The 16,930-nt window shown below is 70.4% G+C and carries 13 protein-coding genes, 2 tRNA genes and 1 pseudogene; 7 read left to right on the forward strand and 9 right to left on the reverse strand.

Translation table 11 applies throughout. From position 1 onward, the window contains the following. The 3 genes and pseudogenes from VFL99_RS05710 to VFL99_RS05720 all read left to right on the forward strand — a co-directional run. Positions 1–301 (forward strand): annotated as a pseudogene (locus tag VFL99_RS05710) (RNA polymerase sigma factor); the annotation flags it as partial. Positions 302–1,212: 911 nt separating this feature from the next. Next, positions 1,213–1,845, forward strand: a complete 633-nt coding sequence (locus VFL99_RS05715; RefSeq protein WP_325105369.1) for a hypothetical protein — start codon at positions 1,213–1,215, stop codon at positions 1,843–1,845. Continuing rightward, complete coding sequence (locus VFL99_RS05720; protein ID WP_325105370.1) at positions 1,823–5,068, forward strand: bifunctional cytochrome P450/NADPH--P450 reductase; 3,246 nt, start codon at positions 1,823–1,825, stop codon at positions 5,066–5,068. Before VFL99_RS05715 ends, VFL99_RS05720 begins: the two co-directional genes overlap by 23 nt. Positions 5,069–5,189: 121 nt before the next feature. Here VFL99_RS05720 and VFL99_RS05725 read toward each other — a convergent pair whose 3' ends face one another. Then, entirely contained in the window at positions 5,190–6,110 is a 921-nt protein-coding gene (locus VFL99_RS05725; RefSeq protein ID WP_325105371.1) for an aminoglycoside phosphotransferase family protein, read from the reverse strand. A 177-nt stretch (positions 6,111–6,287) separates the two neighbouring features. Further along, positions 6,288–7,187: an alpha/beta fold hydrolase gene (locus VFL99_RS05730; RefSeq protein WP_325105372.1), complete on the reverse strand. Its 900-nt coding sequence runs from the start codon at positions 7,185–7,187 to the stop codon at positions 6,288–6,290. Between the two features lie 100 nt (positions 7,188–7,287). Between VFL99_RS05730 and VFL99_RS05735 the strand changes: the two genes are divergently transcribed. After that, positions 7,288–7,974 (forward strand): TetR/AcrR family transcriptional regulator, encoded by a 687-nt coding sequence (locus VFL99_RS05735; protein WP_325105373.1) that lies wholly within the window; start codon positions 7,288–7,290, stop codon positions 7,972–7,974. 273 nt (positions 7,975–8,247) lie between these two features. On the opposite strand, the gene VFL99_RS05740 is transcribed toward VFL99_RS05735, so the two are convergent. From VFL99_RS05740 to clpS, 6 genes are all read right to left on the reverse strand, one after another. Beyond that, positions 8,248–8,323 (reverse strand) — tRNA-Glu (locus VFL99_RS05740). A gap of 98 nt (positions 8,324–8,421) precedes the next feature. Continuing rightward, positions 8,422–8,493 (reverse strand) — tRNA-Gln (locus VFL99_RS05745). A 53-nt stretch (positions 8,494–8,546) separates the two neighbouring features. Further along, the gene (locus VFL99_RS05750; RefSeq protein ID WP_325105374.1) at positions 8,547–9,416 is read right to left on the reverse strand and encodes an HAD family hydrolase; all 870 of its coding nucleotides are present in this window, start codon (positions 9,414–9,416) and stop codon (positions 8,547–8,549) included. Positions 9,417–9,424: 8 nt separating this feature from the next. Then, positions 9,425–10,984, reverse strand: a complete 1,560-nt coding sequence (gltX, locus tag VFL99_RS05755; RefSeq protein ID WP_325105375.1) for a glutamate--tRNA ligase — start codon at positions 10,982–10,984, stop codon at positions 9,425–9,427. Positions 10,985–11,009: 25 nt separating this feature from the next. Then, on the reverse strand, positions 11,010–11,618 hold the full coding sequence (locus VFL99_RS05760; RefSeq protein WP_325105376.1) for a DUF2017 domain-containing protein: 609 nt from the start codon (positions 11,616–11,618) through the stop codon (positions 11,010–11,012). Then, on the reverse strand, positions 11,619–11,921 hold the full coding sequence (gene clpS, locus VFL99_RS05765) for an ATP-dependent Clp protease adapter ClpS (protein WP_325105377.1): 303 nt from the start codon (positions 11,919–11,921) through the stop codon (positions 11,619–11,621). A gap of 24 nt (positions 11,922–11,945) precedes the next feature. Between clpS and VFL99_RS05770 the strand changes: the two genes are divergently transcribed. The 3 genes from VFL99_RS05770 to VFL99_RS05780 are packed head-to-tail and all read left to right on the forward strand — an operon-like array spanning position 11,946 to position 15,040. Beyond that, positions 11,946–13,301: a nicotinate phosphoribosyltransferase gene (locus VFL99_RS05770; protein WP_325105378.1), complete on the forward strand. Its 1,356-nt coding sequence runs from the start codon at positions 11,946–11,948 to the stop codon at positions 13,299–13,301. A gap of 10 nt (positions 13,302–13,311) precedes the next feature. Next, positions 13,312–13,917 carry an isochorismatase family protein gene (locus VFL99_RS05775; RefSeq protein ID WP_325105379.1) on the forward strand — a complete coding sequence of 202 codons (606 nt, stop codon included), beginning with the start codon at positions 13,312–13,314 and terminating at the stop codon, positions 13,915–13,917. A 7-nt stretch (positions 13,918–13,924) separates the two neighbouring features. After that, complete coding sequence (locus VFL99_RS05780) at positions 13,925–15,040, forward strand: winged helix DNA-binding domain-containing protein (protein ID WP_325105380.1); 1,116 nt, start codon at positions 13,925–13,927, stop codon at positions 15,038–15,040. 12 nt (positions 15,041–15,052) lie between these two features. Here VFL99_RS05780 and VFL99_RS05785 read toward each other — a convergent pair. Continuing rightward, positions 15,053–16,930, reverse strand: a 1,878-nt coding sequence (locus tag VFL99_RS05785) for a bifunctional metallophosphatase/5'-nucleotidase (protein ID WP_414713722.1), incomplete at its 5' end; no start/stop codon positions are given.

Raw genomic sequence — 16,930 nt, forward strand, 5'->3', positions numbered from 1 at the left:
CACGGACTGGTCGCAGATCGTCGCGCTCTACGACCAGCTGACCCAGATCGACCCGTCACCGATCGTGGCACTCAACCGCGCCGTCGCGGTTGCCGAGCTGGACGGCCCGATGGTCGCCCTGACCTTGGTCGATCGGCTACCACTGGAGGGCTACCACCCCTGGCATGCCGTCCGCGCGGACCTGCTTCGCAGGCTCGGTCGGAGCGCCGAGGCGACGCAGGCCTACGACGCCGCCATCGCTGCCACTCAGAACTCTGCCGAGCGGGCCTACCTGACCAGGAAGCGGGGCCAGCTGATCTGAGCGGGCATAGGTAGGGCAACCGCCCGGGCTGCGGCCCATCTCACGGCGTGGGTGCGTGCCTCATGCTGGCCGGAGGTACTGTTGCGGCCCTCTCGGCGCAGGCCGGCGACGAGCACGACCTTCCACCGGCCCAGGTCAAGGTGCGGCCGTAGGGCGCTTCAGCGCGCCGCCAGGGCCCGATATGCGCCCGGTGACGAGCAGTACCAGTGGATTTCGCCGTCGGCGCTCACCAGTGCAGCGGTCTGCAGGTCGCCGATCAATCCGTGCCCGGCGATCGGCGGCGCTGATCGTGGATTAGCTCCTCCTGTCCGGTGCGCGGGCTGGGGAGCCACTGGCCGATCTCGGTGCGCTTCCCCGGTACCGGGGAACGACGCCTGAAACCAACTCTTGACCGATCCAGTCGACACGTCAAGGTTTCGGACACAGGTCTTGTGGCCGACAGCGCCTCGTCTCTTGCAAATCCGATTGCTTCGTTGCGCGCCAGTGGGGCGCGCAATGACCGCTGGGTCCATCAGTGGCACCACTCTCGGGTGGACGATGTGGTTCCACCATGCGATAGCGCGGGAGCCGCCGATATGAGCGGTCAACCGGGGTCGTCCGCTGCCAGGGGTCGCGTGGACGGTCTGTCCGACCGATGACGAGATGCGGTTCATGAGGGCTGATTTGTCGACATGCCGATGGGATCGGCGGAATCCATTGACCGCTCTGGGTGATCGGTGTACAACAGAAGGGCCGCTCTGTCGGGGCACGTCCTGGGCAATCGCCGAGGCCGCCGTGCAGAGGGTCGCCGGGAGGCGATCATGGATGTACCGACGAGTTCCCGAGTGGCTCATCCGCCAGCCGTAGACGATACCCCCGACATCACGCAGATCGCGTCGTCCCACGCCCGGAAAGCGGCGTGGTCGGGACTGTTGTTCGCGACGCTCTTGGTTGTTTCGTTGGTACTGCTCTCCCGTGCTCCGGGGCTCGGCGCCTCCGATGCGGACTACCTCGCCTTCTACCGCAACGGGGGTGCCGACACGCTGACCACGGTCGGCCTGTACCTCGTGCCGTTCGCGGGTATTGCGTGCCTGTGGCACATGGTGGCCACGCGCACCCTGCTGCAGGTGCGGCGGCCGCAGTCGTGGGCGGAGGTTCCGCACTGGCTGCACCTGGCCGCGTGCGTGATCTTCGTCTGCATGCTCTTCGCCGGAACTGCCTCATCCGGCGCGGTCTCGCTGCTCACCCGGTTCTCCGGCGCGCCGCTGCCGGGGCCGGACGTGGCTCGCGCCCTGTCCGCCGTCGGTTACACCCTGGTCTTCGTCTACGGGGTTCGAGCCGCCGGCATGTACATGATCACCACCACCACGCTCGCGAGGACGGCAGGCGTCTTCCCGGGCCCCGTCGTGCTCCTCAGCTACCTCGCTGCGCTGTTCCTCCTGGTGAGCACGACGTTCCATCCCGCGATTCTGCTGGTGTTCCCGGCGTGGGTGCTCCTGGTGAGCGTCGTGCTGCTGGTGCGCCGGCCGACAGGAGTGCACCATGACCGCGACCATCGAGCTTGAAGAGATCCCCGGCCCCCGCGGCGTCCCGTTCCTGGGCAATGTGTTCGACCTCGACACCGCGAGCCCGTTCGAGAGCCTGATGCGGCTCGCGGACGAGTATGGGCCGCTCTTCAAGCTGGGCACCCCGGCGGGCATGCGGTTGATCGTCTCGGGGCCAGAGCTCGTCGCGGAGGTGTGCGACGAGGCCCGGTTCGACAAGAAGGTCGGCGGTGGCCTGGCCAACCTGCGCAAGGGCGCGGCGGGTTCCGGGCTCTTCACGGCCGAGACACAGGACCCGCTCTGGCGACGCGCGCACAACATCCTGATGGCGCCCTTCAGCATGCAGGCGATGCGGGACTACACACCGCGGATGGTCGACATCGCCGAGCAGCTGGCCGACAAGTGGTCGCGGCTCAATCCGGGCGAACCCGTTGACGTCCCGGACGACATGACCCGGCTCACGCTGGACACGATCGCGCTGTGCGGGTTCGGTTACCGGTTCAACTCCTTCTACCGGGAAACCCCCCACCCGTTCGTCGAGGCGATGGTCCGGACGCTCTCGGAGTCGCAGGCGCGGATGCGGCAGCTGCCCATCCAGACCCGCCTGAAGATCCGCGCCCAGCGGCAGCTGGAGGAGGACCAGGCGTTCATGAACGGCCTGGTCGACCAGCTCATCGCCGAGCGCCGCGCACAGGGGGACGCGGGCGACACCAGCGACCTGCTCGGGCGCATGCTCACCGGCCTCGACAAGCAGAGCGGCGAGCGCCTGCCCGACGAGAACATCCGGGCGCAGTGCATCACCTTCCTGATCGCGGGCCACGAGACGACCTCCGGGCTGCTGTCCTTCGCGCTGTACTTCCTGCTCAAGAACCCCGCCGTGCTGGAACGGGCAAGGGCCGAGGTCGACCAGGTGCTGGGCGGCACCGCACGGCCCACGTTCGACCAAGTGCAGCGGCTCCGCTACGTCCGGCAGGTGCTCGACGAGGCGCTCCGGCTGTGGCCGACGGCTCCGGGATTCAGCCGATACCCCTACGAGGACACGCTGATTGGTGGCCGGTACGCCATCCCGGCCCACACGCCCATCACGGTGCTGACCCCGACGCTGCACCGCGCCACCTCGGTCTGGGGCGAGGACGCCAAGGAGTTCAACCCCGACCACACCACGGCCGAACGTCTCGCCGCACTGCCGCCGCACGCCTACAAACCCTTCGGCACCGGTCAACGGGCCTGCATCGGGCGCCAGTTCGCCCTGCAGGAGGCCACCCTCGTGCTCGGCATGCTCCTGCAGCGATTCGAGTTCGTGGACTACCTCGACTACCAGCTGCACACCAAGACCACGCTCACGGTCAAGCCCGAGGACTTTTCGATCCAGGTCCTTCCCCGGCCCGACGTCCGACTCGTCCAGCCGAGCCCGTCGGAGGCGGTCGACGCCGAGGCGGTGCCCGACCTCACCTCACCCGCGAGTATGCCCGCGACCCCGCGGGTCCAGCACGGAACTCGGCTGTCGGTGCTGTTCGGCTCGAACTTGGGCACCGCGGAGTCGATCGCCACCAAGCTGGCCGAGGAGGGCATCGAGCGGGGCTTCAACGTGACCCTCGGCACACTCGACGACCACGTCGAGGACCTACCGACCGAAGGTGCGCTCCTGATCGTCTGCTCGTCCTACAACGGCACCCCACCGGACAATGCGGCACGGTTCTGCGAGTGGATCACGCACGCCGGTCCGGACGCCGCCCGCGGCGTGACCTACTCGGTCTTCGGCTGCGGAAGCACCGAGTGGGCCTCGACCTACCAGGCCATCCCGACGATGCTGGACACCGCGCTCGAGGCCCACGGCGGCGAGCGGGCGCTGCCACGTGGGGAGGGCAACGCGGCTGCGGACTTCGACGCGGCATACCGAGGTTGGCACCAGCCACTGTGGGCGGACCTGGCCAGCGCGCTCGACCTTCCTGCGGAGGTGGCGGCCGAGGGGCCAGCCGCTCCCCGACTGTCGATCACGCTGACCAACCGGCAGGTGACCAACCCGGTGATCGTGTCCTACCAGGCGCATGCCACGCACGTCCGCGCCAACCGCGAGCTCATCGCCACAGACGGCACCAGCGGGCTGCCACCACGGTCCACCAGGCACCTGGAGCTCAGCCTGCCACGGGGCTCGTCCTACCGGGCGGGTGACCACTTGGGCGTCCTGCCGCGCAACAGCATCGACGCCATCCGCCGCGTGCTCGCGCGCTTCGGCCTGGACGCCGGGCAGTACATCACAATCATCCCCAACAGCGGCACGCACACGCACCTGCCCATCGACGAGCCGGCGCCGCTGCTCGGCGTGCTGGGTAGTTGTGTCGAGCTGCAGGACGTGGCCACCCGCGACAACATCGAGGTCCTCGCCCGCTACACCGACGACCCCGTGCAGCAGGCCGCGCTGACGGCACTCGCCGGGGGCGACGAGGAGGCACAGAGCCGGTACCGGGACGAGGTGCTCACCCCCAACCGGTCGGTCCTCGACCTGCTGGACGAGTACCCCGCGTGCCGGCTGCCGTTCGAGCTCTACCTGGACATGCTCACGCCGCTGCGGCCGCGCTACTACTCCATCTCCTCTTCACCTCTTGCTGCGCCCGACGTGTGCAGCATCACGGTGGGAGTGTTGCGCGCCCCGGCGCGCTCCGGCGTCGGCACGTTCAGCGGAGTCTCCTCGAGCCACCTGGCCCAGCTGCCGCTCGACGGCACGGTCTTCGCCTTCGTGCGGCAGCCAACCATCGCGTTCGAGCCGCCCGCCGACCCCTTGGTGCCCATGCTCATGGTGGGTGCCGGGACCGGCCTCGCGCCGTTCCGCGGATTCCTGCAAGAGCGTGCGGCCCAGAAGGAGAACGGCATGCCGGTCGCCCCGTCGCTGCTGTTCTTCGGTTGCCGGGACCCCCACTCCGACCTGCTGTATGCCGAGGAGCTGCTCGCTTACCAGACGCAGGGTCTCGTCCGGGTGGAGAACGCGTTCTCCCACGAGCCGGGCAAGCCGCGTCGCTACGTGCAGGAGGCGATGCTCGACTGCGCCGACGAGGTGTGGGAGCTGCTGCAGGCGGGCGCGGTCGTCCTGGTCTGCGGCAATGCCAACACGATCGCCCCCGGGGTGCGCTCCTCGCTGATGCAGATCTTCCGCGACCGGACTTCCGCGAGCGAAGCCGATGCGCAGGCCTGGCTGGCCGGGCTGCGCACCGCCGACCGGTTCATCGAGGACGTCTGGGGAGGTTGAGCGCGCCGGGCGACTGGACGACCGGTCGGAGGTCCCCACCGGGAACGGCTGCGCCCGGTGCCGATGAAGTGCGCAAGTCGGTCTCGTTGAATCACGGCCTCCTTGGGGTGTTGAGGATCGGCTACCGAAGTGAGACGCCTACCTCCGCGGCGACGGCCTGGACCATCGCGGTGAGCGTGGCCGTGCGCGCGGGCATGCAGTCGCGGTAGTCGTGGATGGTCAGCAGACCGGGTCCGACGAACGCCCATGCGCGCGCCCGCAGCCAGGTGGCCTCGTCGGCCTCGGCCTTCCTCCGGACGACCTCTCGCGCCTCCTGGTCGAACATGCTCCACGCGTAGAGCAGGTCAACGGAGCGGTCGCCGATGCTCAACCCACCGAAGTCCAGCACGCCCAGCAGATTGCCGTCTCCGGAGACCAACAGGTTCTCGCTGGACAGATCGGTGTGGATCCAGCAGGGGGGCCCGGACGCGGGCGGGACCCGCCGCAGGCGACGCCACGCCTCCTTGACCTGGCGCGGGTCGAAGAGGTCTCGCAGGCCCTCGGCAGCCGTGTCGGCCCAGCGATCGATCACCTCGGTCACGGGTTCGCCGGCCCGGTACCCCCACTGGTGGGGGTCGAGGTCGAGGTCGCAGGCATCGAGCCGGTGCAGTTGTCGCATGAATCGGCCCAAGCTCGTGGCGAGGCGCGCCTGTGCACCCCGGTCGAGCCGCTCCGGCGGCTCGCCCGGGATCCACCTCACGATCGACCACGGCCGCGGGAAGAGGCCAGATGGCCGTGCCAGGAACAACACCTCGGGAACCGGGACCGTAAGGTGGGGCGCCAGGTGAGGAAGCCACCGTGCCTCGGTCAGCAGGTCGGCGGTGTAGCCATCGGTGCGGGGCAGGCGTACGGCCCACTCCTCGCCGACACGGAAGACGAAGTTGCTGCTGCCCGAGGCTTGGCTGGGCCGCACGTCGTGATCGGCCAGCTGAGGGAACTGCGCGCGCAGCAGCTGCGTGACGAGGCACGCATCGGGGGCCAGCTCTTCGTCGAATTGCTTCACGGTCCTGATCGTTCGCGACGCCGCGCCACGGGCACAACCCCATTTCGTCGCAGCTCGGGGTGCGATCCGTGCCAGCATCCTGCCGTGGCGCCCGACGAGCGGAACGGCTTGCGGTGATCGAGGGCGCCAGCGCTTTCACCGAGTGCGGTGCAGGGCTGTGGCCCGCGGTGGTGTGGGTCAGGCGGAGTCGGCCAGTTCTCGGACGGCCTGTGCCACTTGCGGCCACAGCGGTTCGGGGATGTCGTGGCCGACTCCGGGCCAGGTGATCATCCGGGCTCCGTGGATGCGGGCGGCGGTGGCGCGTCCGGCGGATAGCCGCAGGATGGGGTCGGCGTCGCCGTGCAGGACGAGCGTCGGCTTGTCCAGCTGCGCCAGCCGCGGTCCGTGCCACTGGGCACCGATCTGCCGGCTCTGTGCCTTGCTGTCCCGCGGCCCGCTGTCCACCTCGCGCTCGATCCACTCCCGCGCCGCGCCCTCGTCGAACGGGTATGCCGGCGAGGCCACTCCGCGGGCGACGGCGAGGCTGGCCGCGATGTCACCCTCGCGCCCCTCGGGGAACTTCATCCGGGCCAGCCGGGACAGCAGGCCGTAGCGCAGGTAGCGAGCGACCCTCACACCGGAGACGTCGCTGGGCAGGGCGGCGGAGGACACGACGCTGAGCACCCGATCGGGGTGGCGCAACGCGATCCGCTGGGCCACCGCTCCACCGAGTGAGTGCCCGAAGACGTGGGCGGCCGACCAGCCGACGTCGTCCAGGACCGCCACAGCGTCATCGGTCATGTCCTCGGCGGTGTATGCCTCGCCCCGCTTGCGGAACAGCGCCGCGATCGGATTGCCGGCGCTGGTGTCCGGCATCCGGGTCGACTGCCCGGCGTCGCGCTGGTCATAGCGCACTACCGTGAACCCCTGCTCGGCGAAAGCCCGGCACAGCCCGGCCGGCCACCAGAACCGCGAGGTGCCCAGCCCCATCACCAGCAGCAGCGGGTCACCGCCGGACCCGACCAGCTCATCCCACGCGACCTCGACCTGTCCGTTGCGCGCGTACCGCGTCGGGCCCCACTGCACACGCTCGACCATCGAGGTGCTCCTTTCCCATTTCGCGAACGATGTTCGCGGCTTGGTCAGGATAGGGTTCGCGTACGTTGTTCGCCAAATCGGACCGGAGGGAGGCAGCGCCATGTCGGCAGGCACCCCGGCGGGCTCACCGCCGGGCCGCCCACGGCGCGGCCGCGCGCCCACCCGCAGCAGCCACGAGATCGCTGCCGCCGGCGTCGCCCTGGCCGACCGGGACGGGCTGCCGGCCGTCACCATGCGGGCCCTCGCGCGCGCCCTCGGCACCGGCGCTGCCTCCCTCTACCGCTACCTGCGCACCCGCGAGGAGCTGCTGGAGCTCATGGTGGAGGAGGTCAACGGCGAGTTCGACCTGGGCGAACCGGATCGGCGACCGTGGCTGGACCAGATGATGGACCTGGCCCAGCAGGCACGGTGCATCTACCGCCGGCACCCCTGGATGCTGCAGGCACTGGACACCACGCCCGCGCTGGGTCCCCACGGACTGGCCTACCTCGACCACGCACTCGCGGTCCTGGCCCCGACCGGAGCCGACGGTCGCACCAAGCTGGAAGCGATCGGCGTGTTCAGCGCCCTCGTGCGGCTGCTCTGCAAGCAGGAGCACGACCAACGACGCGCAGACGTGGCCCCCTCCGCGCAGCAGACCAAGCTCACCGCCCAGCTCACCGCGGCGGCGTCCACCGGCTCCTACCCCCACCTCACCGCGGCACTGGCCGACGCCGGCCCCACCGACGACCAGTTCGATCGGATCCTGCGCCGCGTGACCACCGGACTGCTCCCCCACAGCAACTGAGACTCACCCACTGCACAACACCCTTGGCGCGCCATCCCACGCTGGCCTCGTGATGCGGTGCTGCGCGCCCAAACCATGCAGCGGGCCACCATGACGCTCGACCTGTACGGCCACCTGTTTCGCAGACCGCTCGGACGAGGTCGCCTCAGCGCTCGACGACGCGGCGCGTTCGGCCGGCCGGATGTGTACCCAATGTGTATCCGGCCGACTCCGGCACCCTCAGCGCGGAGCCCCGGAGACGACAAAACCCCTGCCTGAGCAGGGGTTTTGCGCTGGTAGCCCCGACGGGATTCGAACCCGCGCTACCGCCTTGAGAGGGCGGCGTGCTAGGCCGCTACACAACGGGGCCGTGGTGGTCGCCCGGTCCGACCGGGCAGCGGAGGAAACCTTACCGTGACGGGCTCGGATCTCCGAATCGTCCTGTCCGAAGGTGCGGAAAGGACCTCGCTGGGGTACCAGGACTCGAACCTAGACTAACTGAACCAGAATCAGTCGTGCTGCCAATTACACCATACCCCAAGGGATATCAGCGCCGGGCACTCCAGAGCCCCGCGGCGTGATCCGGATAGACCTTACCGGCCCGCTCGCCCGCCGCCCAAATCGGGCCCGCTCGCCCCTCCCGGGCCCAGACCGGCGGGTCCCCGTGGGCGCTCTGGCCGGGAGGCGTGCCCACCGGTGAGGATCGGCCCCACCTCGGCGAGCGAGGACACCACGGGTATGCCGTGTGCCCGGGCCAGTGCCTCGTCGTCGGCCGCCAGTTCCTCCCGTCGCGGCGACCCGGGTCCCGGCCGGCGCAGCCACACGCCGTGCAGACCCGCGCGCGTGGCGGCGAGCGCGTCCACCTCGACGTGGTCGCCGACGCACAGGGTGCGCTCGGGCGCGACGCCGAGCAGTTCGCAGGCGTGGGCGAAGACACGAGGGTCCGGCTTGCCGAAGCCCAGGGTGTCGGTGGTCATCACCGTCACGAACGCCTGCGAGAGCCCGGACAGCTCCAGCTTGTGGGCCGTGGCCCGCTCGTCGGAGTTCGTCAGGGCACCGACCCTGATGCCGGCCGCGGTCGCCTGCTCCAGAAGGTCCTCCACGTCCTCGAACAGGCGGACGCTGTCGCGGAACGCGGGCCGGTAGGCCTCCTCGAACCGCGTCGCGACGTCGGCCACCTCGGTCAGCCCGTGCGCCCGCACCATCTCCGCCACCCGGGCGGCCCGCATCTCGGCAAAGGCCATCTCCCCGGTGGTGAACTTCGTGAAGTAGCCGCCGGGGTCCTGGTGGAAGTGCGTCCCGGCCGCGCGGTGGACCTCGGGGGCGACGTCGGGCCAGAGGGCAGCGACGGCCGCCGTGCCCGCCGCGACCATCGCCGCGCGCGTGTCCACCAGGGTGTCGTCGACGTCGAGGAGCAGCCCGTCGAACGGCGTCGTGGCCTCCCCCGCAGCGTTCTCGCCCACGCGCCGGCTCACAGGGTGGCGCGCAGGTTGCGCAGCCGGTTCAGCGTGGAGGCCTTGCCCAGGATCTGCATCGACTCGAACAGCGGCGGCGACACCCGCTGACCCGAGACCGCGGTGCGCAGCGGACCGAACGCCAGCCGTGGCTTGATGCCCATGCCGTCGACGATCGCCTCGCGCAACGCGGCCTCGATCCGGTCATGGGTCCACTCCCCCGCCGCGTCGGTGAGGCCCCCGCCACCGTCGGACAGCGGCTCCAGCGCCGCGATCGCGGCGTCGAGCACCGGTGGCGCCGAGTCCTTCAGCTGCTTGCGGGCGTCCTCGGCGATCTCCAACTCGTCGTCGGCGACGTAGAAGGGACCCACCAGCGGCGTCGCCTCGGACAGAAGCCCGATGCGGGTCTGGATCAGCGGCGTGATCTCCTTGAGCCGGCCCAGCTGGGGCAGAGTGGGCTGCGCCGGGAGCACCCCGTCACGCTGCAGGAACGGCAACAGACGGGAGGCCAGGTCGCCGACCTCGAGCTCGCGAAGGTAGTGCCCGTTCAGCCACCCGAGCTTGTCGAGGTCGAAGATCGGCCCGACCTTGTTCACCTTCGACCACTCGAAGCCCTCGACGAACTCGGCGAAGCTGAACACCTCCCGGTCGCCCTCCATCGGTGGGTAGCCCAGCAGCGCCAGGAAGTTCAGCAGGGCCTCCGGAAGGTAGCCCTGCTCCTGGAACCAGCTCAGTCGCGCGGCCGGGTTCTTGCGCTTGCTGATCTTCGACTTGTCTGCGTTGCGCAGCAGCGGCATGTGCGCGAACTTCGGCAGCGGCAGGTCGAGCCACCGGTAGAGCAGGATGTGCTTGGGAGTGGAGCTGATCCACTCCTCACCGCGCACCACGTGGGTGATGCCCATCTCGTGGTCGTCCACGACCACGGCCAGGTGGTAGGTCGGGAACCCGTCGGCCTTGACGATGACCTGGTCGTCCGGACGCGGCGCGGTCAGCGTGCCCCGGATCAGGTCGGTGAAGCTCGTGTCGACGTCGTCCGGGATGAGCATCCGCACCACCGGCTGCTCGGTGAAGCCGGGCAGTTCGGCGCGCTCCTCGCGGGTCAGGCCGTAGCACCTCCGGTCATAGCCGGTGGGCTGCTTGGCCCTCTGCTGCTCGGCCCGCATCTCCTGCAACCGCTCGGTGGAACACCAGCAGTGGTAGGCGTGTCCGGACTCCAGCAGCCGCTCCACATAGGGCCGGTAGGTGCCGAGCCGCTCGGACTGCCGGTACGGCGCATAGGGTCCCCCCTTGTCCGGGCCCTCGTCCCAGTCCAGCCCCAGCCAGCTGAGCGCGTCGTAGATCTGCTGCTCGCTGTCGGCTTGGTACCGCGCCCGGTCGGTGTCCTCGATCCGCAGGACGAACTGCCCGCCCTGCTGCCGGGCGAACGCCACGTCGAACATCGACATGTAGGCCGTGCCCACGTGCGGGTCCCCGGTCGGCGACGGCGCGACACGCAGCCGCACCGGCCCGGTGGACGCCCCACCGTGAGTGGACGTGGCGGAGGTGGACGTGCTGGAGGAGTCAGGGGTGCTGGTCATGGTCCGCCGATTCTAAGGGGGCTCATCAGCTCATCAGCGCGAGCGTCACGGACTCCTGCAGCCAGGTGAGGAAGTCGTAGTAGGCCGCCATCACGAACGCTTCGTCGGTGACCTGCCCCGCGTCGCCCTCCTCCGCGACGCCGCTGAGCCGCCGGTGCAGCTCCTCGGCGTCCTCGTCGCTGCGCAGCCCGAGCCGCTCACCCAGCACCAACCGCACGTCGGTCAACCCGATCGCGAGCGCCTGCGCCTGGTCCCGGTCGAGGGACACCTTGCCGCCCTCCGCCTCCTCCAGGGCGTTGAGGGCGGTCGACAGGTGGGCCACCTTGCGCTCCCGCAGCGTGCGCTCGGTCAACCGCCGGAACTCGGCGGCCGCCTCGTCGTCCTGCTTGTTCGCCGGGGGCAGCAACCGCTCCAGTGCCGGATCCCGGCGCCCCGCCTCGTCGAGCAGGCCCTCGGCGTCGTCGGGCACCTGCCAGGACCGCACCAGGTCCTCGAACGGGTCGTCGGTCTCGGGCACCTCCGGCGGCGCGAGCAGCTCCCGCGTCTGGCTCAGCAGGCCGACGACGACGGAACGCTCCGCCTCGTCCAGCTTGGCCACGAACCGTTCACCCTTGCGGCTGAATCCCCTCGCCACTCACTCGTCCTTCTGGAACGTTGCCCACAGGCCGTACCCCTGCAGCGCTTCGGTGTCGTGCTCCATCTTCTCCCGCGTCCCGGTCGACACCACGGCGCGGCCCTTGTGGTGCACGTCGAGCATGAGCTTCTCCGCCTTGGCGTGGGAGTAGCCGAAGTACGTCTGGAACACCCAGGTCACGTAGCTCATCAGGTTGACGGGGTCGTTCCAGACCAGGGTGACCCACGGCCGATCCACCGCCCAGTCCTCCTCCGGGCGCGCGACCTCGGCGAGTTCCTCCTGTTCCGTGGGGGCAATCGACACAAAACCCACCATAGGCTGCCGTGCGTGACGACGAGGAACACGGCGACGACCACCCGGGCCGCCAGCACGGCCCTGCTCACCGACCACTACGAGCTGACCATGCTCGAGGCCGCCCTGCGCAGCAGGGCCGCCCACCGCCGGTGCATCTTCGAGGTGTTCGCCCGGCGCCTGCCGGAGGGCCGGCGCTACGGCGTGGTCGCGGGCACCGGCCGGCTGCTCGAGGCACTGCGCGAGTTCCGCTTCGGCGACGCCGAGCTCGAGCGGCTCCGCGCGGCGCAGGTCGTCGACGAGCGCACGCTCGACTACCTCGCCGACTACCGGTTCTCCGGTGACGTCTGGGGCTACGCAGAGGGCGAGTGCTACTTCCCGCACTCCCCACTGCTCATCGTCGACGCCCCGTTCGGGGAGGGGGTCCTGCTCGAGACGCTGGTCCTGTCGATCCTCAACCACGACTCCGCCGTGGCCTCGGCCGCCTCCCGGATGACCGTGGCCGCAGAGGGCCGGCCGTGCATCGAGATGGGCTCGCGGCGCACCCACGAGGAGGCGGCCGTGGCCGCCGCGCGCGCGGCATACATCGGGGGTTTCGACACCACAAGCAACCTGGAGGCAGGGCGCACGTACGGCGTGCCCACGGCGGGCACCAGCGCGCACGCGTTCACGCTGCTGCACGACACCGAACGACAGGCCTTCGAGGCGCAGGTGGCCAGCCTCGGCTCCGGCACGACACTGCTCATCGACACGTATGACGTGCCCGTGGCGGTCGCGCTCGCCGTCGAGGTGGCCGGCCCGGGGCTGGGCGCGGTGCGGATCGACTCCGGTGACCTGCTCGTCCAGGCACGGGAGGTGCGGGAGCAGCTGGACTCCCTGGGGGCCACGGGCACCAAGATCGTGGTCACCTCCGACCTGGAGGAGCACGCGATCGCCGCGCTCGCGGCGGCGCCGGTGGACGCCTACGGCGTGGGCACCTCCCTGGTCACCGGGTCGGGCGCCCCGACCGCGGGGCTCGTCTACAAGCTGGTCGCTCGGGAGGGCGCCGACGGCGAGCTCGTGAGCGTGGCGAAGAAGAGCAAGGACAAGGCGTCCGTCGGCGGCCGGAAGTATGCCGCGCGCCGGCTGGACGGGCGCGACGTCGCCGAGGCGGAGGTGATCGGCGTCGGTGACCGGCCGCGCACCGACGCCAACGACCGCCCGTTGCTGGTGCGGCTCGTGCAGGAGGGTGAGGGGCTCGGCGCGGCCAACCACGTCGCGCTCGAGGAGGCGCGCGCCCGGCACGAGCAGTCGCTGGCCGAGCTGCCGGCCCGGGCGCTGCGCCTGTCCAAGGGCGAGCCGGCCATCCCGACCCTCTTCGAGGACGGTGGGTCTGTCCGGGCCGGGAGATAGCGTGACGTCCATGAGCGACGGGGTGGCGCGGGCGCTGGTGCTGGTTGACGTGCAGAACGACTTCTGCGAGGGCGGCTCGATGGGCGTGGTCGGCGGCGCCGAGGTGGCGGCGCGGATCAGCGACTTCGTGGCCGAGCACGCCGGCGACTACGTCGCCGTGGTCGCCACGGCGGACTGGCACGAGGATCCCGGCGCGCACTTCTCGGAGCACCCCGACTTCGTCGACAGCTGGCCGGCGCACTGCCGAGTCGGCAGCGACGGCGCGCTGTTCCATCCCGCCGCGGAGCGTGCGTTCGAGCACGTGCAGGCCATCTTCCGCAAGGGGCTGCACGCGGCGGCCTACAGCGGCTTCGAGGGGACCACGACCCAGGGCGAGTGCCGGCAGGGGCTGGCCGACTGGCTGCGCGGCCACCGGGTCGAGGCCGTCGACGTCGTCGGGATCGCCACCGACCACTGCGTCCGCGCGACGGCCCTCGACGCCGTCGGGGAGGGGTTCGCGACGCGGGTGCTGCTCGACCTCACCGCCGGGGTCGCCGGGGAGACGACGCAGCGGGCCCTCGCGCAGCTGCGTGACGCCGGCGCGGAGCTGGTCGGACGCCCCGTAGTCGCCGCCTGACCCCGGGATGAACCACTCCGCGGTGGAGGTGCGGCCACGCAAGCGGACCCGCGAAGCGGTAGTGCGCCGCCGTCAGGCCACCCAACGCCTCTCCTCCGCCCCGCTCTCCCGCGCCGCCGACGCGGTGCGGCTGCTCACCTGCGTGCAGAGCCAGGAGCGCGACCACGCCTTCTTCTCCCTCGCGCTGCGCTCGCGCGCCCGCACGTATGCCGACGTGCAGGCCGAGCTGGACCGCGGCGCCTTCCTGCGCACCCACATCCTGCGGCCGACCTGGCACTTCGTCGCTCCTGAGGACCTGCGCTGGATCCTCGCGCTCACCTCCCCGCGGGTGGAGCGCGGCATGGCCGCCCGGCACCGCCAGCTCGGGCTGGACGACCCGCGGGTGATGGGCCGCGGCCTGGACCTGCTCGGTGAGCTGCTGCGCGGGCGCCGCTTCCTGACCCGCCCCGAGATCGGCGCCGAGTTCGCCGCACGGGGCTCCTCCGTGGCCACCGGCCCCGAGCTGGGCCACCTGCTGCTCGTGGCCGAGCTGCGCGGGCTGATCTGCTCCGGGCCGATGAAGGGCGTGCACCACAGCTACGCCCTCGTGGACGAGGTGGTGCCGGACACCCCAGCCCTCGACCGGGACGAGGCCGTGGCCCGGCTCGCCCAACGGTTCTTCGCCGGCCACGGGCCCGCCTCGGTGCACGACTTCACCCGCTGGTCTTCCCTGACGGTCGCCGACACCCGGCGCGCGCTCGGTGAGCTCGACGGCCGGCTCGCCTGCGTCGAGGTCGACGGGACGCCGCTGTGGTTCGATCCCGAGGTGCCGGCGCGCACCACCGCCGAGCACTCGGCATACCTGCTCCCGGTCTACGACGAGGCGGTGCTGACCTACCCACGGCTCGGCTTCCCCGTGGCCGCCGACCACCCCGCACCCCAGCCGCCGGACCCGTTCTGGGCGCGGGTGCTGCTCGACCGGCGCGAGGTGGGGCTGTGGAAGCGGACCGTACGACCGGAGGCCGTCGAGGTCGAGGCGTGGCTGGCGCCGGGCACCGACGAGGCCGGGCGCGCGTCGGTGCACGACGCCGCCCTGCGGATGGCGCGGTTCCTCGGCCGCGAGCTCGACCTCAGGGTGCGCTGACGCGCCGGCTGCTCAGTGGCGGCCGCCCTCGCTGGCTCCCGTGACGATCACGGGATCGCCGTTGGAGGTGAGGTGCCAGTCGGCCACGAAGAACGCCTCCGGGTCGATCACCGTCTGCGCCGTGACCCAGTCGATGATGAGCTGGCGGATCTCCACCTGGGCGTTGTAGACCACCGGCGCGGTCGTGACGTGCGGGAAACCGCCGCCACCGGACTGGCGGTAGTTGTTGATCGCCACGACAAACGTCTGGTCCGCGGTCACCGGTGTGCCGGCATACGTCAGGTTCTTGATCCGGGAGCCGACCTTTTGGGCGATGTCGATGTCGTAGGACAACGACCCGTCGAGTCCGCCCATGATGTCGTAGTTGTAGTCCGGCGTGCCGTTCGGGGCCGTGGGCGTCACGGCGTTGGTGATGTCGTCCGGCGCGAACGGGCCGGTCCCGGACATCTCCTTGAAGTAGCCGGCGGAGCACTCCAGGTAGTCCTTGACCTGTGCGCCGTCGAGCGTGATGGCCAGGAGGGTGTTGTCGTAGATGTACATGCCGGCGACGTCCCGGACGCTCACCTGGCCGGCGGGGATCGTTGCGTCCCGGTTGAACGGCGCGGCGATGGAGAGCACCGGCAGCCCCTCGGACGCGCTGCCCGCGAGTGCCGCCTTCACTGCACCTGCTTGGACCAGGTTGATGAAGTCCATCGCCGCGGTGTCCTCGAAACGTGAGGTTTCCGCGGACATCTCCCGCGTGCACGTGCCGATGGGCGAGTTGACGTAGGCGACGACGTCGTCGTGGTCGCCGCGGAGCAGCGCCGCGACCGCCGGGTCCTCGTCCACCGTGTTGGAGTTGAACAACTCGGAGTGGGCCGATGCGACCCGCCACTGGCCGTGCACCTTCTCCAGGTCGAGGTTCATGACGGTCAGCCGCATGCCCCACTTCAGCGGCTCGGACAACAGCACCTGCCGCCCGGTCTGTTCGTTGGTGACGAACCGCTCGGGGATCTCCACGTGCGCATGGCCGACCAGGACGGCGTCGATGTCCGGGACCTGTTGCGCCAGCAAGGTGCTGGCGTTCTCGGGGTAGGGCAGGGCGTCTCCGTAGGAGCTGGAGGTGTCGGCGCCGGAGTGGCAGGACACGATGACGACGTCCGCCCCGGCCGCCTTCATCTTCGGCACGATCTGCGTGGCTTGCTCCACGATCCCGTTGAAGTGCACCTTGCCCTCGACGTTGTGCTTGTCCCAGATCGCCACCCCGGGGGTGACCAGGCCGAGGATGCCCACGCGGATCGGCTTGTCGTTCCACGGTTTGACGGTTCGGATGACGTACGGCGGGAAGACCGGCTCACCGGAGTTCCACCCGACCGCGTTCGCGCCGAGGAGCGGGAAGTCCAACTGGCGCTGGAAGGTCCGCAACGTGTCCATGCCGTAGTTGAACTCGTGGTTGCCCAGAGCCGCGGCGTCATAGCGCATCTGGTTCATCGCCAGGGCCATCGGGTGCTTGGCACCGCCGGTGATCGGGTCGATCTTGGCGTAGTAGTAAGCCAGCGGGGTGCCCTGGATGGTGTCGCCGGCGTCGAGCAGCAGGCAGTTCCTCGCGCCACGTTCCTGGCGCAGGGCGGTGACCAGCGTGCTCACCTTGGCGAGCCCGACGTCGTTGTGGGCGCTGTCGTCGTACTCCGCGTTCTTGAAGTAGTCCCAGTTGAAGACGTTGCCGTGGGAGTCGGTCGTGCCGAGCACCGTGAGCCGGTAGTGGTGTTTCTGCTTCGGCGGCGCGGCATAGCTCCGCCCGGCCGTCCCGACGGTCACGCCGGCGGCGCCGACGGCCGCCATCGCGAGCAGTTGGCGGCGGGAGGTCTGGGTGTGGAGGATGCGGGCATGCGTGCGCGGGTCCGTCATGGC

Source organism: Segeticoccus sp., from assembly GCF_035708005.1.